Origin of the sequence: Pseudovibrio denitrificans JCM 12308, assembly GCF_001310815.1 — a bacterium.
Classification (GTDB): Bacteria; Pseudomonadota; Alphaproteobacteria; order Rhizobiales; family Stappiaceae; genus Pseudovibrio; species Pseudovibrio denitrificans.
The window spans coordinates 1-14,523 of sequence record NZ_BAZK01000001.1; the positions used below are offsets into that span (position 1 = coordinate 1).

At 52.5% G+C, this 14,523-nt stretch carries 14 protein-coding genes and 1 pseudogene; 3 read left to right on the forward strand and 12 right to left on the reverse strand.

Annotated features, from left to right (window positions below; all coding sequences use genetic code 11):
- The 3 genes from JCM12308_RS00005 to JCM12308_RS00015 all read left to right on the forward strand — a co-directional run.
- The coding region (locus tag JCM12308_RS00005; RefSeq protein ID WP_128647293.1) for an ABC transporter permease at positions 1–503 on the forward strand (503 nt) is incomplete at its 5' end.
- Positions 500–1,393: a choline/ethanolamine kinase family protein gene (locus tag JCM12308_RS00010; RefSeq protein WP_054782477.1), complete on the forward strand. Its 894-nt coding sequence runs from the start codon at positions 500–502 to the stop codon at positions 1,391–1,393. The genes JCM12308_RS00005 and JCM12308_RS00010, both read left to right, overlap by 4 nt.
- Before the next feature lie 7 nt (positions 1,394–1,400).
- Positions 1,401–3,845, forward strand: coding sequence for a GcvT family protein (locus JCM12308_RS00015; RefSeq protein WP_054782478.1), 2,445 nt, complete (start codon positions 1,401–1,403; stop codon positions 3,843–3,845).
- 1 nt (position 3,846) lies between these two features.
- Here JCM12308_RS00015 and ureG read toward each other — a convergent pair whose 3' ends face one another.
- From ureG to urtA, 12 genes and pseudogenes are all read right to left on the reverse strand, one after another.
- The gene (ureG, locus tag JCM12308_RS00020) at positions 3,847–4,476 is read right to left on the reverse strand and encodes an urease accessory protein UreG (protein ID WP_054782479.1); all 630 of its coding nucleotides are present in this window, start codon (positions 4,474–4,476) and stop codon (positions 3,847–3,849) included.
- Positions 4,473–5,156, reverse strand: coding sequence for an urease accessory protein UreF (locus JCM12308_RS00025; protein ID WP_054782480.1), 684 nt, complete (start codon positions 5,154–5,156; stop codon positions 4,473–4,475). The genes ureG and JCM12308_RS00025 overlap by 4 nt, the downstream gene beginning before the upstream one ends.
- Entirely contained in the window at positions 5,149–5,613 is a 465-nt protein-coding gene (locus JCM12308_RS00030) for an urease accessory protein UreE (RefSeq protein ID WP_054782481.1), read from the reverse strand. The genes JCM12308_RS00025 and JCM12308_RS00030 overlap by 8 nt, the downstream gene beginning before the upstream one ends.
- Positions 5,613–7,325, reverse strand: a complete 1,713-nt coding sequence (gene ureC, locus JCM12308_RS00035; RefSeq protein WP_054782482.1) for an urease subunit alpha — start codon at positions 7,323–7,325, stop codon at positions 5,613–5,615. Before ureC ends, JCM12308_RS00030 begins: the two co-directional genes overlap by 1 nt.
- On the reverse strand, positions 7,326–7,631 hold the full coding sequence (locus tag JCM12308_RS00040) for an urease subunit beta (protein WP_054782483.1): 306 nt from the start codon (positions 7,629–7,631) through the stop codon (positions 7,326–7,328).
- A gap of 9 nt (positions 7,632–7,640) precedes the next feature.
- A complete protein-coding gene (locus JCM12308_RS00045) occupies positions 7,641–7,943 on the reverse strand; it encodes an urease subunit gamma (RefSeq protein ID WP_054782484.1) in 303 nt (100 codons plus the stop codon).
- Positions 7,944–7,961: 18 nt separating this feature from the next.
- Entirely contained in the window at positions 7,962–8,777 is an 816-nt protein-coding gene (locus JCM12308_RS00050) for an urease accessory protein UreD (RefSeq protein WP_054782485.1), read from the reverse strand.
- Positions 8,778–8,823: 46 nt separating this feature from the next.
- A complete protein-coding gene (gene urtE, locus JCM12308_RS00055) occupies positions 8,824–9,522 on the reverse strand; it encodes an urea ABC transporter ATP-binding subunit UrtE (RefSeq protein WP_054782486.1) in 699 nt (232 codons plus the stop codon).
- Positions 9,523–9,525: 3 nt separating this feature from the next.
- Entirely contained in the window at positions 9,526–10,278 is a 753-nt protein-coding gene (gene urtD, locus JCM12308_RS00060; RefSeq protein WP_054782487.1) for an urea ABC transporter ATP-binding protein UrtD, read from the reverse strand.
- Positions 10,275–11,416 (reverse strand): annotated as a pseudogene (gene urtC, locus JCM12308_RS00065) (urea ABC transporter permease subunit UrtC). The gene urtD and the pseudogene urtC overlap by 4 nt, the downstream one beginning before the upstream one ends.
- The gene (urtB, locus tag JCM12308_RS00070; RefSeq protein WP_054782488.1) at positions 11,413–12,993 is read right to left on the reverse strand and encodes an urea ABC transporter permease subunit UrtB; all 1,581 of its coding nucleotides are present in this window, start codon (positions 12,991–12,993) and stop codon (positions 11,413–11,415) included. The pseudogene urtC and the gene urtB overlap by 4 nt, the downstream one beginning before the upstream one ends.
- A gap of 116 nt (positions 12,994–13,109) precedes the next feature.
- Positions 13,110–14,408: an urea ABC transporter substrate-binding protein gene (gene urtA, locus JCM12308_RS00075; RefSeq protein WP_054782489.1), complete on the reverse strand. Its 1,299-nt coding sequence runs from the start codon at positions 14,406–14,408 to the stop codon at positions 13,110–13,112.
- Positions 14,409–14,523 lie beyond the last annotated feature (115 nt).

Sequence of the window (14,523 nt, forward strand, 5' to 3'; positions counted from 1 at the left end):
CTGAACTGGCGAACCGGGTTCTTGGCACACTGGTTGATACGCTGCAGACGCTTCCGAGCTTCGTTTATCTCATTCCGGTTGTCATGCTGTTCAGGGTTGGCGAATTTTCCGCCATGGTGGCGATTGTGCTTTACGCTATGGCGCCCGCTTTACGGTATGCCGCTCACGGCATACGCGAGATCAATCCGCAGGTTATCGAGGCTGGCAAAGTTTCAGGATGCACGCGCTGGCAGTTGCTCTGGCGTATCAAACTGCCCTTGGCGGTCCCTTCCCTTCTTCTGGGATTGAACCAGACCATTATGCTGGCTCTTTCCATGCTTGTGATCACCGCATTGGTGGGAACGCGTGATCTAGGCCAGGAAGTTTACATCGCTCTTACCAAAGCAAACACTGGGCAAGGCATCGTGGCGGGTCTTGCCGTTGCCTTCATTGCCGTTATTGCGGACCGTATTTTATCCGCACTCGCTAAATCCTCTCAAGCAAGATTGGGGCTGGTGACATGACTGAGACGTTGACGAAGGAATTAGCCGTAACCAAAGCACTTGAACTGCCCTTCTGGAAAGCGCCCAGCAACGCTGAGATACTGGGTGGTGGCATTACAAACTTCAACGTGAAGATCACCGATGAAGGCCGCATCTATGTTGTTCGGTTGGGAGAAGACATCGTTGAACATGGGGTGATGCGATTTAACGAACTTTCAGCTTGCCGGGCCGCTCATGCAGCTGGTGTAGCCCCTGCGGTTCGATACTTTCAAAAAGGCGCGCTTGTTCAGGATTACATTCCAGCAGATCCACTCAGTGAGGAAGAAATACAGCAGCCTGAGATGCTTGAGTTGATCGCGGCGCTGCTTGGAAAAGTTCACAGAGACGCAACGCAACTGATCCGGGGGCCTGTTTTGGCATTCTGGGTATTTCATATCCTGCGGGATTACACAGAAACCCTACGCTTGCTCGATTCCGATCACATACCCAAGCTTGATGATCTGATGCAAAAAGCACAAAAGCTTGAGGCTGTTGTTGGCAAGGTGCAACTGGTGCTGTGCCATAACGATTTGCTGCCTGCCAACATTTTGAATGAGGACGGCCGACTTTGGCTGGTGGATTGGGAGTATGCCGGCATGAACTCTCCCTTGTTTGATCTTGGAGGTTTAGCCACCAACGCCAGTCTTTCAGAAAACCTGCAGACACTGCTTCTGGAAACGTATTTCGACACGCCCGTTTCAGATGAGTTGTGGGAGAGATACAACTCGATGAAATGTGCGTCTTTGCTGCGTGAAAGCATGTGGAGCATGGTTTCCGAGCAGACATCCAAAATCCAGTTTGATTACGCCAATTACACCAGAGAAAACCTGCTCCGGTTTGAACGCGCTTATGCTGAGCTCCAGTTAAAATGAGGTTGCAATGAAGGAATTACCGAAAACGGCCAAAGCTGTGATCGTTGGTGGCGGCATTGTTGGATGCTCAACAGCTTATCACCTTGCCAAACTGGGCTGGGACGTTGTGCTGTTGGAGCGGAAGAAGCTGACCTCCGGTACGACCTTTCATGCTGCCGGTTTGGTGGGGCAGTTGCGGTCTAATGCAAACATCACGCAGCTGCTTGGTTACTCCGTAGATCTTTACAAGCGCCTCGAAGAGGAAACCGGACAAGCGACAGGCTGGAAGATGAACGGCGGGCTTCGGCTTGCCTGCAATCATGAACGTTGGACAGAGGTTCAACGACAAGCAACGACAGCCCACTCTTTCGGGCTTGATATGCAGTTGCTGACGCCGAAGGAAGCACAGGAGTTGTGGCCACTGATGCAGGTGGACGATGTGGTTGGCGCAGCCTTTTTGCCCAGTGATGGTCAGGCGAACCCATCGGACATTACTTTATCGCTTGCCAAAGGCGCACGAATGGCTGGCGCGCAGATCTTTGAAGATACCAAGGTGCTGAGCGTTGACGTTGAAAAGGGTGTGATCAAAGGGGTTGAGACTTCCGGTGGCCGGATCGACTGTTCTGTTGTGGTAGCGTGTTGCGGGCAATGGACACGAGACTTTGCAAAAAGCGTTGGTGTGAATGTGCCGTTAGTTCCAATGCAGCATCAGTATCTCGTGACTGAACCCATTCCCGGTGTTCCCAGAGATCTGCCGACTTTGAGGGATCCGGACAGACTGACCTACTACAAAGAAGAGGTCGGTGGCCTTGTGATGGGTGGCTATGAAGCCAATCCGCTGAGCTGGGCAGAGGACGGTATTCCAAAAGGCTTCCACTACACCTTGCTCGACAGCGACTTCGGGCACTTTGAACCTTTGATGGAACTCTCTCTTGGCCGTGTGCCAGCGCTGGAGACTGCCGGGATCAAGGAGCTGATCAATGGACCGGAAAGTTTCACCCCCGACGGGAACTTCATTATGGGGGAAGCACCGGAGCTGAAAAACTTTTACGTCAATGCGGGCTTTAACGCCTTTGGCATCGCAGCTGGTGGCGGAGCTGGTATGGCTCTGGCTGAGTGGATAGCCAAAGGGGAGCCGCCGTTTGATTTATGGCCCGTTGATATCCGCCGCTTTGGCCGCCCCCATTTTGACAGTGACTGGATCAGAACACGTACCAAGGAAGCCTATGCCAAGCACTACACAATGGCGTGGCCCAATGAAGAGCATGAAAGTGGTCGCCCCTGCCGCAAGTCACCACTCTACGAGTACCTGAAAGCAGATGGTGCCGTGTTTGGTGAGAAGCTGGGCTGGGAGCGCCCCAACTGGTACGCAGATATCAAAAACGGTGAGCAGCAGCGGGATATCTATACTTTCTCAAGGCCAAACTGGCACGAACCTGTCGGCCGTGAGCATGAGGCTGCCCGGTCTGCTGCTGTTCTTTTTGACCAGACGTCCTTTGCCAAGTTTACGTTGAAAGGCCCTGATGCGGTTGATGCCCTCAGCTGGATCGCAGCCAATGATGTCGACAAGCCAATCGGCACATTGATCTATACGCAGATGCTGAATGACCATGGCGGTATCGAATGCGACCTGACCTGTGTTCGCGTTGCGGAGGACGAGTACTACATCGTCACTGGAACCGGTTTTGCCACCCATGACTTCGACTGGATCTCACGCAACATCCCCGCAGGCATGAATGTACAGCTGGTCGATGTCACCTCTGCTTATTCGGTGCTTTCCCTCATGGGACCAAAGTCACGCAACATCCTGGAGCGCGTGACGCGAGACGATGTGAGCAATGAGAGTTTTCGTTTCGGTCAAGCGCGCAAGATCGGCATTGCAGGCTGCCCGGTCCACGCACTGAGAGTGACCTATGTGGGAGAACTCGGCTGGGAACTTCATTTGCCCGTGGAGTATGCCACCAGTGTTTATGCGGCTCTCCATGAAGCTGGCAAAGAGTTTGGCCTCCGAAATGCGGGGTACCGAGCCATTGAAACGCTGCGCCTGGAAAAAGGGTATCGTGCATGGGGCAGCGATATCGGGCCCGACCATACGCCGGAAGAAGCGGGCCTTGGATGGGCTGTGAAACTGAAAAAGAATATTGCCTTTAAAGGGCGCGACGCGATTGAGCAGCAAAGGACCCACGGCATTAAGAAGATGCTCGCAACCTTTGTGACAGATAGCGACATCATCCTCTCAGGCCGAGAGACGATCTACCGTGATGGGGTTCGTGTCGGTTGGCTATCCTCAGGCGGCTTCGGGCATACCCTGCAAAAATCCATTGGCCTTGGATATGTCCGAAACAGCGACGGTGTCGACACCGACTTCGTTCTGGGTGGCCACTACGAACTGGAAGTCGCCACAGAACGCGTCCCCTGCGAGGTACACCTTGCGTCGCTGTATGATCCAAAGATGTTACGTGTGAAAGCATAATCTACATAGCCTGCTTGACCTCAAAGCCACCCTGCTCTTCGAGAAACACAAGCACCTCGGAGAGCCCTTTTCTGCTTTTCAGGTCGGTAAACTGAAACGGTTTTCCTGCGCGCATTTTGGTGGCGTCAGCCTTCATCACCTCAAGATCAGCATCTACATATGGTGCAAGATCTGATTTATTGATCACCAGCAAGTCAGACCGGGTTATGCCGGGACCGCCTTTACGAGGGATTTCCTCGCCCTGGCACACTGATATGACGTAGATCGTCAAGTCGGCTAAATCTGGAGAGAACGTTGCTGCCAGATTGTCTCCGCCAGATTCAATGAAGACAATATCCAGATCGGGATGACGCTCATTTAACTTATCAATAGCCTGTAAATTGATAGTGGCATCTTCGCGAATGGCAGTATGCGGGCAACCGCCAGTTTCAACACCGATGATCCGATCTTCCGAAAGGGCCTGCATCTTCACGAGCGCGAGAGCATCTTCCTTTGTGTAGATGTCATTGGTGATTACTCCGACTGAGAGTTTGTGGCGCAGTGCTGAGCAAAGAGCTGCGGTCAGACTGGTTTTACCGGAACCAACCGGTCCACCGATACCAACACGCAACGGTCCGTTTGAAGAGGTCATGATCTAAAAATCCTTGTGTGCTGGTGCTCGTGTGCCATGGCAAGAAAATCACCGTGAAGCGTAGTGCTACCAAGATCGTCTAAGCTTGCAGTTGCTGCCCTCATAGAGAGTTCAGCCAGATGAGGTTCCAGATCTGCGAGAATTTGCATGCCATCAGTCTGTCCAAGTGGAACCAAACGCATCATGACGCTGACCAGATTTGCGCAGAAGCTGTGTTGATATGCGGCTAGAGTTGCTATCAGAGGAACGCAGTTAGTTGCAGCGATTGTTGCAACGGCAATCGGATAAGCAAGGTCAGCACTGTCGAGCTGGAGAGCAATCTTTTCAGAGCCCCACGGTTTTGCTGCTTTTGAAAACGCATCCCCTTGTAAGGTTGTTTCCATAAACCGGTCTTCTCCCGGACAAAGAGCAAGTGCGAGTTCATTCAGCTGGCAAAGAAATGCAATATCTTCTTGCGTGGCCGCTTTCCAAGATAGTGATGCGAGGACCAGATCATTCCACAGGCTTCCAGTGTGAATTAGATCATGTAGGTACTCCTCTGCATCGCTCCTACAAGTGATCAACTCACGCTGGATCGCGCTTTCAAGCCCATGACTATAAGCGAATGCTCCAGTCGGAAAACTGGGTGAAAGCCAAGTCATGAGTTGTAGAAGAGCCGTCGTTGGAGCGACTTCATTCATGACTATGCTCATGGGCGTGACTACCATGTTTATGATAGGCACCACGCACCGGCGAGAACGGCAGTTTAACTTCCTCTATCCTTGCTCCAAGTCCTTCCAACATATGATAGATGACATGGTCTCGACCAATGAAGATGGCAGGAGGCGTGATTTGTGCCGGTAAATGCCTGTTGCCCAAGTGCCAGCAAAGCTCAGCATAATGCAGGGGATCACGCGCTGTAACTTTGTAGAGTGGTTCAATCGTTGCAGCGATCACTGCAAGCTGGCCATCGGCTAACACAAAGACGTCCCCCTCACCCAGAACAACTGGTTCCGGCAAATCCACCATAATGCCTGTTCCGCACGTCGATGCGAGGCGTTTGCGCCGTAAATGGCGTTCATCATGAGCGAGTGTGATGGTGAATGCGGGGGTGCCAGCGTAATCGCCAGCTCTTTTCAAAGAAGTTGCTTTGATCATCAGAACAGAAAATACCTTTGTGCCATTGGGACGATATCGGCGGGTTCACAGGTCAGCAGCTCACCGTTTGCCCTCACTTCGTAAGTTTCGGGATCAACTTCCATGTGAGGCATCAAGCTGTTGTGCACCATGGACGTTTTAGAGAGGCCGGAACGGGTGTTTTCGACCGCAACCATCTGCTTTGCAGTACCGAGTTTTTCCCGCAGTCCAGCTGCTTGAGCGGCCTTTGAAACAAACACGACCGAGGAGTTTGTCAGGCTTTTGCCAAACGAACCGAACATTGGGCGATAATGAACAGGCTGAGGTGTCGGAATGGAGGCGTTTGGATCGCCCATCACAGCATTTGCAATGGTGCCACCCACAAGCACCATGTCCGGTTTGACACCAAAGAAAGCAGGAGACCATAGCACTAGATCCGCACGTTTGCTGACCTCAATGGAGCCGATATGTCTGGAAAGACCATGAGCTATGGCAGGGTTTATCGTGTACTTGGCGATATAACGTTTGACGCGGAAGTTATCGTTGTCTCCGGTTTCTTCAGGTAGCGGTCCGCGTTGACGCTTCATCTTATCCGCAGTTTGCCAGGTGCGTATGAGCACTTCACCTACACGGCCCATAGCCTGACTATCAGAGGCGATGATGGAAAAGGCTCCCATGTCGTGGAGGATATCTTCCGCCGCGATGGTTTCCTTGCGAATACGGCTTTCCGCAAAGGCAACATCCTCTGGAATGTTGGTGTCCAGATGGTGACAGACCATCAACATATCCAAATGTTCCGCCACTGTGTTTTCAGTGTAAGGGCGCGTCGGGTTGGTGGATGACGGGATCACATTAGGTAGACCACAGACCTTGATGATATCCGGCGCATGCCCGCCTCCTGCTCCTTCAGTGTGGAAGGCATGGATCGTACGGCCTTTGAGGGCTGCAACTGTATTTTCAACAAATCCGCTTTCATTCAGCGTATCTGTATGGATCATCACCTGCACATCGTGTTCATCCGCCACGCTCAAGCAGGTATCGATTGCTGCAGGAGTTGTGCCCCAATCCTCATGCAGTTTCATGGCGCAAGCACCAGCAAGTACCATCTCTTCCAGTGCCTTGGGGTGTGAAGCATTGCCTTTACCGGCGAAAGCAAGGTTCATTGGAAATGCATCTGCCGCCTCAATCATACGGGCAATATGCCACGGCCCTGGGGTGCACGTGGTTGCGAGGGTGCCGTGGGCTGGTCCTGTACCTCCACCGAGCATTGTCGTGACGCCAGAGGTTAGAGCTTCTTCGATCTGCTGCGGGCATATGTAGTGGATGTGAGCATCCATGCCGCCAGCCGTCAAGATTTTGCCTTCCCCTGCAATGGCCTCAGTTCCGGGACCAATTATGATGGTTACATCATCCTGCGTATCCGGGTTACCCGCCTTTCCGATAGCGTGAATCAAACCGTCTTTCAGACCCACATCTGCTTTGTAGATGCCAGTGTGATCGACAATAAGCGCGTTTGTGATGACCGTATCAACGGCACCGTCTGCTCGCGATAACTGGCTTTGCCCCATGCCATCGCGAATGACTTTGCCTCCACCGAATTTCACTTCTTCGCCGTATGTGGTCAGATCGGCTTCAACTTCGATGAAGAGCTCCGTGTCCGCAAGACGAACTTTGTCTCCGGCTGCTGGCCCAAACATATCGGCATAGGCTGCTCTTGAAATCGTGGCTGCCATTTAAGTGGTCTCCACTTCTTTGATCTGAAATCCGGTAAGAGTTTGACTGCCTCCAAAGGAAATCAAGGAGACCTCTCTGGTTTGCCCCGGTTCAAAGCGCACGGCTGTTCCTGGTGCAATATCTAGGCGCATGCTGTGTGCCACTAAACGATCAAACCTGAGCGCACTATTGACCTCAGCAAAGTGGTAGTGACTACCCACTTGCACCGGTCGATCTCCGGTGTTGGCGACTTTAATCGATACACTCGCACGGCCTTCATTCAGGGTCAGATCACCTGAGACTGTTATGATTTCTCCCGGGATCATGAATACCTCCTAACGGATCGGACTATGGACGGTGACGAGCTTGACACCGTCCGGGAATGTGGCTTCCACCTGAATGTCATGGATCATTTCAGGAATACCTTCCATCACCTGCTCACGGGTCAATACATCGGCTCCGGTTGACATCAACTCCGCAACGGTTCGACCGTCCCTTGCACCTTCAACAACGAAGTCGGTGATGAGGGCAATACTTTCAGGATGGTTGAGTTTGACACCTCGCTGAAGTCGATTACGTGCGACTTGCGCGGCCATGGCGACCAGCAGCTTGTCTTTCTCTCTTGGTGTAAGGTTCATGATTTCTCCCGATATTTCTTAAAGGTTCCAGAGCTTCGGCAGCTCACGTCCCAACCGCAGACTTTGTAAAAGTGGGATCAGGGTTTGGCGCAAAGTATAGCCATCTTGCGCCATCACCCGTCCAACGAGCTTTCCTCGAAAAGCACTGAGGACTACTTGCTTGGGATCTTGCAGTTTCTGGAGGTTTTGCGCGCGTGCCTTCAAAAGGTCTTCCTCATCTGGCCCGATATAGAGAATGGAGGCGAAGGCCCGTGCTCCGTTAAGGACTGCAGTATTTTTTGCTCTCGTTCCCAGACCACCGTTTAAAAGCACATCATCTGCATGAATAAGCTTTCCAGCTTTGCGTACACGCCATGTGTCTTTGAAGTAGGCGCGTTCAACTGTTTCACCCATGGCCTGACGACCCAGTATGACTGCTTCAACGGCAAGAAAACGTGCAGAGGGGGCGAGATCTACTTGAAGCGTTCGAGACAGGCTGGCCTCATTAAAAAGGATCGTCTCCTGCGGCAGCCAGTGCAGTTCAGCATCATCTTTTACGTTCAGTGTGTTGGTGATCTGTGCAGTGCCTTCTGAAGACTTATATATCTTCTCGCAAGCCTGTGTGGTCAGCACGGCTTTGGCACCGGTCTGCAGGTTCACGTGCCAATTCAACACGTCCCCACCTGTGACACCGCCACTGGTGTTTATGAGCGCGGCCTCGGCCATATCATCATAGACCTTTGGCAGACGGATTTTGGCTGCACCTTCCTGATAGAGTTCCTGCAAAGTTGGAGGCAGTCCTTCATGCTGAGCGGCTTTAAACCCAACTCTGCCGGTGCCTTTTGTGCGCTGCATAGCCGGTACCCGAGGCACTTTCGTTTCGAGTGGCTGGCTAACTTGCTTAAACGGTAAGATGCTGGCGGACATGGTCTTTATCCAGATCACTGGCCGGTCCTGTATGGACGATCTCACCACGGTCAAGAATGTAAACTACATCAGCAAGTTCTCGGCAGAACTCGAGATACTGCTCTACAAGCAGGATAGTTAGCCCCTCCTCTTTCAGCTGTTTGATGGCTCTGCCTATGTCTTTGATAATGGAGGGCTGAATGCCTTCTGTGGGTTCATCCAGCACCAGCAAGCGTGGGCGTGTTACCAATGCACGTCCAATAGCCAGCTGCTGTTGTTGCCCGCCTGACAGATCTCCTCCCCGACGATCCATCATTTTTTCAAGGATCGGGAACAACTCAAAGACCTTTTGCGGAATGAACCTTTCCTTGCGTGGCAGGCGAGAAAAACCGGTTTGCAGGTTCTCACGTACGCTGAGCAGAGGAAAGATCTCCCTGCCCTGAGGCACATAGGCGATGCCTTGTGCGGCGCGGGCATATGACTTTAAGCTGCCAAGGCTCGCTCCGTCCACGCGGATGTCCCCATCAGAAATCCGTTGATGCCCTGTTATGGCACGCAGAAGTGAGGTTTTACCGACACCATTGCGGCCCAACACACAGGTGATCTGTCCTTCTTCCGCATTAAGAGAAAGACCGCGCAGGGCTTGCGCAGCACCATAGTGCAGATCCACACCGCTGACTTCCAAGTTCAGCATGCTTTACCTCCCCAGATAGCTTGAAATGACTTTTTCATCGGAAGAAACATGGGCCAGAGAGCCTTCGGAAAGTACAGAACCTTCTGCCAAACATGTCACCTTGACGTTCAGATCCCGAATGAAACTCATGTCGTGTTCAACGACAATGACGGATCGGGTTTTGGCGATCTCCCGCAGTAAACGCGCGGTTTCGATGGTTTCTGCATCCGTCATGCCTGCAACGGGTTCGTCGACCAGCAACAGTTTGGGGTCCTGTGCCAGCAGCATGCCGATTTCGAGCCATTGCTTCTGACCGTGAGAAAGGTCTGCTGCCAGTACATCACGGCGCGATGTCAGGCGGATTGTCTCCAGGATCTCTTCAATCCGCTTGCGCTGTTCTTCGTCCAGGCTATGGAACAGCGCTGCAAAAACACTGCGTTCACCCTCAAGAGCCAGTACCAGATTGTCGAAGACACTCTGGCTTTCAAAAACGGTTGGTTTCTGAAATTTTCGGCCGATCCCTATACGGGCAATATCGGCTTCATCCAATTGCGTTAGGTCAGTGCTTCCTTCAAAGAAGACCTCTCCTTTATCGGGTCGTGTCTTGCCGGTAATGATATCCATCATAGTGGTTTTGCCAGCACCGTTAGGGCCTATGATGGCGCGCATCTCCCCCGGCTCAACCACGAGCGACAGGTTATCAATGGCTTTAAATCCGTCGAAGCTGACTGAAACACCATCCATGTAAAGAAGGGGTGCGTTTTGCGTCTGGATCATTCCGCGGCCTCCGGTGTTGCTATACTTTGCTTTTGAGGAATGCGGCGTGCCAATGAGTGGCGTAACTGTTCCATCAGACCGACAATGCCTTTGGGAAGGAAAAGAGTGACGATGATAAACAGGCCACCAAGGGCGAAGAGCCACAGATCCGGGAATGCAGCGGTGAAGTAGCTTTTGCCGCCATTGACGAGCACTGCGCCAATGATCGGACCAATCAATGTTCCCCGGCCACCGACAGCAGTCCAGATCACCACTTCGATAGAGTTGGCTGGCGCGAACTCTCCCGGATTGATGATGCCCACTTGTGGGACATAGAGCGTCCCTGCGATACCGGCGATCATGGCAGAGAGGATAAAGCAAACAGTTTCACATGCTCAACACGGTAGCCGATGAAGCGTGTACGGCTCTCAGCATCACGGACTGCCAGCATGACCTTGCCGAGTTTAGACCGCACGACAAAGGAGCACGCTACAAGTGATATTGCTAAGAAAACAGCTGTTGCAGCGAAGAGCGCTGCCCGGGTTTCGTCAGCTTGTAACGGAAAGCCTAGAATATCCTTGAAGTCTGTGAGGCCGTTGTTGCCTCCAAAGCCCATATCATTGCGAAAGAACGCCAACAGCAAGGCGTAGGTCATCGCCTGGGTGATGATGGACAGATAAACACCTGTGACCCGCGAGCGGAATGCCAGATACCCAAACACGAAGGCCAATAAACCCGGCACAGCGAGGATCATCAGCGCTGTGAACCAGAACTGATCAAAGCCATACCAGAACCAAGGCAATTCCTGCCAATTGAGGAACACCATGAAATCTGGCAGTACCGGATGAGCATAGACACCCCGGTCGCCAATCTGGCGCATCAGGTACATGCCCATGGCATATCCGCCGAGTGCGAAGAAGGCTCCATGACCAAGCGATAGAATACCGCAGTAGCCCCAGACTAAATCAAGGGCCAGCGCCAGCATAGCGTAGCACAGGTATTTGCCCAGCAAGCCGACAATGTAACTCGGCACATGCAAGGGGTGTTCGGCTGGTACAACTAGATTGAAGAGTGGCACGAGAACAGCCAGCATCATGATTACGGCTGCAAACCAGAGGATGTGTCCTTCCAGTTTTTCGAGAAGAAATCGGGAGATCATGCTTCTACCGCCCGTCCTTTCAGCGCGAACAGGCCGCGCGGTTTCTTTTGGATGAACAGGATGATGGCCGTGAGGGTGAGGATTTTTGCCAGAACTGCGCCGGAGTACGGCTCAAGGAACTTATTGGCCACGCCGAGGCTCATGGCACCGACAAGCGTGCCCCACAGATTGCCGACGCCACCGAACACGACGACCATGAAGCTGTCGATGATATAGAGCTGGCCTAGATTTGGTGAGACATTGGATATTTGCGAGAGGGCTACTCCAGCGATCCCGGCGATGCCTGAGCCAAGAGCGAATGTGAACGCATCGACCCATGGCGTGCGAATGCCCATGGAGGCAGCCATGCCTCTGTTTTGTGTGACGGCGCGCATTTGCAGGCCGAAGTGCGTGTGTTTGAGGACCACCAGCAGCACCGCGAACACAAACAGCGCAAAAACTAAGATCCAGAAACGATTAGCTGTAAGTGTGAGGCCGCCCAGTTCAAACGCACCGGACATCCATTCAGGATTGCCGACTTCCTGATTGGTTGGGCCGAAGATGGAGCGTATCGCTTGCTGGAGCATGAGAGAGACACCCCAGGTCGCTAGCAAAGTTTCCAGCGGTCGCCCGTATAGGAAGCGGATCACACTGCGTTCCAGTGCTAATCCGACAACACCTGGTACGAAGAAAGCGGCTGGCAGTGCGATGGCCAGTGAATACTCAAAGGCTCCCGGAAAGCTGGTGCGGATAAGTTCTTGTACAACAAATGTGGTGTAAGCGCCGATCATCACCATTTCGCCGTGGGCCATGTTGATGACGCCCATAACGCCAAATGTGATGGCAAGACCAATAGCTGCCAGTAGCAAAACTGATCCTAGCGACAGGCCATACCAGATGTTCTGTCCCGCTTCCCAGAAGGCCAGTGTTTTTTCGACGGACGCAAGAGCCGATTGAGCAGCAGCCTGTTCCTGCGGCGAAGAAGCTTGCGCTGCAAAAGCGGATACGATTGCGAGTGCTTGCTGGTTGCCCTTTTCTTTAAAGAGAATGAGCGCCGACAACTTTTCTTCTTCGGTTGCCTCAGGATCTTTCAAAGTCAAGGCTGCGATAGCCTCTGACAGCGCTGTTTTGATGGCTTCATGCTGCTCTTTTGCAAGGGCTGCCTTCAAATCCGGCAAGGCATTATGGTCTCCAGCTTTTGCAAGAGCATTCACTGCTTGCAAGCGCATGCCTTCATCAGCACTTGCTAATGTGAGATCCGCAATTACGGCTTTCAGTTGACGACGTAGCTTGTTGTTGACCTTGATTTTACGCAGGTTCTTTTTGGCTTCAGTGGCCACAACTGAACCGGTCAACGGCTCTATAAGCTGAAGTCCATCCCTGGTTGGCGCAGTTCTGAATACCGCTTTGTCGCTCTTCCGGAAAAACAGTGTCCCTGCCCCGAGAGCCTCCAGCACCGGAACCACGCGCACATCCTGAAAGCTTGCCAGTTGATCAATCTGGGTGGCGCGTTCTTTGAGCTTACCCGTTGCCAGAGTCTGAACCGCTTCTTCCAGTGTCGCGCTTGCATGTGCTGGCGTTACCAGGACAAACGCCATGAACAGGCAGAGTACTATTGGGTAAATCCTCTTCCCCATGTGCTCCTCATTTTTAAAAGGTCATATGATCGCGGATGCGTTTGGAGCGCACCCGCACTGGCTTGGTGGGAATTGGATCAGTTGGTGGCTGCGCCACCACAGGATCCGGCAGTGACGTTGAAGTTTCCGCAGGAGAGCGGTTTGCGCCAGTCAGCTATGAGTTTGGCGGATTCTGGCAGGTAGTCAGACCATGCATCGCCTGCAACAAGACCGTCCGTTTCATCGACTATATCAAACTGGCCATCTTCCTGAATTTCACCGATCAGAACCGGCTTTGTGATGTGGTGGTTTGGCATCATGGTGGAGTGACCGCCGGACAGGTTGGGCACGGATACACCAACGATTTCATCAATCACGCTGTCCACATCCGTGGAACCTGCTTTTTCGACGGCCTTCACCCACATATTGAAGCCAATAAAGTGGGCTTCCATTGGATCGTTGGTGACACGGTCATCATCACCCGTATAGACCTGCCATGTTTCGATGAACTCACCGTTGATCTTTGTGTCGACAGATTGGAAGTAGTTCCATGCTGCCAGATGACCGACGAGTGGTGCAGTATCCAGACCTGCCAGTTCTTCTTCTCCAACTGAGAAGGCCACAACCGGGATGTCTTCTGCGGAGATGCCCTGGTTGCCCAGTTCCTTATAGAATGGCACGTTCGCATCGCCGTTGATGGTGGACACAACGGCAGTTTTCTTACCAGCTGAACCGAAGGCTTTGACATCAGCAACAATCGTCTGCCAATCCCCATGACCAAACGGAGTATAGTTGATCATGATATCTTCTTCAGACACACCTTTGGACTTCAGATAGGCCTCAAGGATTTTGTTGGTTGTACGCGGGTAGACGTAGTCAGTTCCCGCCAGAACCCAGCGCTCCACCTCTTCGTGTTCAAGCAGATAATCGACTGCTGGGATGGCTTGCTGGTTGGGGGCAGCGCCGGTGTAAAAGACGTTTCGCTGGCTTTCCTCGCCCTCATATTGCACTGGATAGAAAAGGATACCATTCAGCTCCTCAAAGACTGGCAAAACAGATTTACGGGAGACTGAAGTCCAGTTGCCGAATACCGCTGAGACCTTATGTACTTCCAGCAGTTCACGTGCTTTTTCCGCAAACAAAGGCCAGTTGGAGGCAGGATCGACAACAACGGGTTCCAGCTTTTTGCCAAGAAGACCACCCTTCTCATTCTGCTCTTCAATGAGCATGAGCATGACGTCTTTGAGTGTGGTTTCTGAGATGGCCATGGTACCTGAAAGTGAGTGAAGGATGCCAACCTTGATGGTATCTTCGGCCTGTACTGCTCCGCTGATGATCGTAGATGCCAAAAGAGATGCACCTGCTGCAGAAATCACTTTTTTGCTGAAACGAACCATTCCCAACTCCAATTGTATGAGTGACGGCACCACTGGTTGCTCCAGAGTGCTCAGCGACCACAAAACGTTTAGGTCAGCATGAATTCAGCAAATCCTGTGCCAGAGCATTTCGCGG

What these genes read in the sequence shown, in the direction of transcription:
- JCM12308_RS00010 (WP_054782477.1), top strand. Translation starts at nt 500, where the DNA reads ATGACTGAGACGTTGACGAAGGAATTAGCCGTAACCAAAGCACTTGAA.
- JCM12308_RS00015 (WP_054782478.1), top strand. Translation starts at nt 1,401, where the DNA reads ATGAAGGAATTACCGAAAACGGCCAAAGCTGTGATCGTTGGTGGCGGC.
- ureG (WP_054782479.1), bottom strand. Translation starts at nt 4,476, where the DNA reads ATGACCTCTTCAAACGGACCGTTGCGTGTTGGTATCGGTGGACCGGTT.
- JCM12308_RS00025 (WP_054782480.1), bottom strand. Translation starts at nt 5,156, where the DNA reads ATGAATGAAGTCGCTCCAACGACGGCTCTTCTACAACTCATGACTTGG.
- JCM12308_RS00030 (WP_054782481.1), bottom strand. Translation starts at nt 5,613, where the DNA reads ATGATCAAAGCAACTTCTTTGAAAAGAGCTGGCGATTACGCTGGCACC.
- ureC (WP_054782482.1), bottom strand. Translation starts at nt 7,325, where the DNA reads ATGGCAGCCACGATTTCAAGAGCAGCCTATGCCGATATGTTTGGGCCA.
- JCM12308_RS00040 (WP_054782483.1), bottom strand. Translation starts at nt 7,631, where the DNA reads ATGATCCCGGGAGAAATCATAACAGTCTCAGGTGATCTGACCCTGAAT.
- JCM12308_RS00045 (WP_054782484.1), bottom strand. Translation starts at nt 7,943, where the DNA reads ATGAACCTTACACCAAGAGAGAAAGACAAGCTGCTGGTCGCCATGGCC.
- JCM12308_RS00050 (WP_054782485.1), bottom strand. Translation starts at nt 8,777, where the DNA reads ATGCAGCGCACAAAAGGCACCGGCAGAGTTGGGTTTAAAGCCGCTCAG.
- urtE (WP_054782486.1), bottom strand. Translation starts at nt 9,522, where the DNA reads ATGCTGAACTTGGAAGTCAGCGGTGTGGATCTGCACTATGGTGCTGCG.
- urtD (WP_054782487.1), bottom strand. Translation starts at nt 10,278, where the DNA reads ATGATCCAGACGCAAAACGCACCCCTTCTTTACATGGATGGTGTTTCA.
- urtB (WP_054782488.1), bottom strand. Translation starts at nt 12,993, where the DNA reads ATGGCGTTTGTCCTGGTAACGCCAGCACATGCAAGCGCGACACTGGAA.
- urtA (WP_054782489.1), bottom strand. Translation starts at nt 14,408, where the DNA reads ATGGTTCGTTTCAGCAAAAAAGTGATTTCTGCAGCAGGTGCATCTCTT.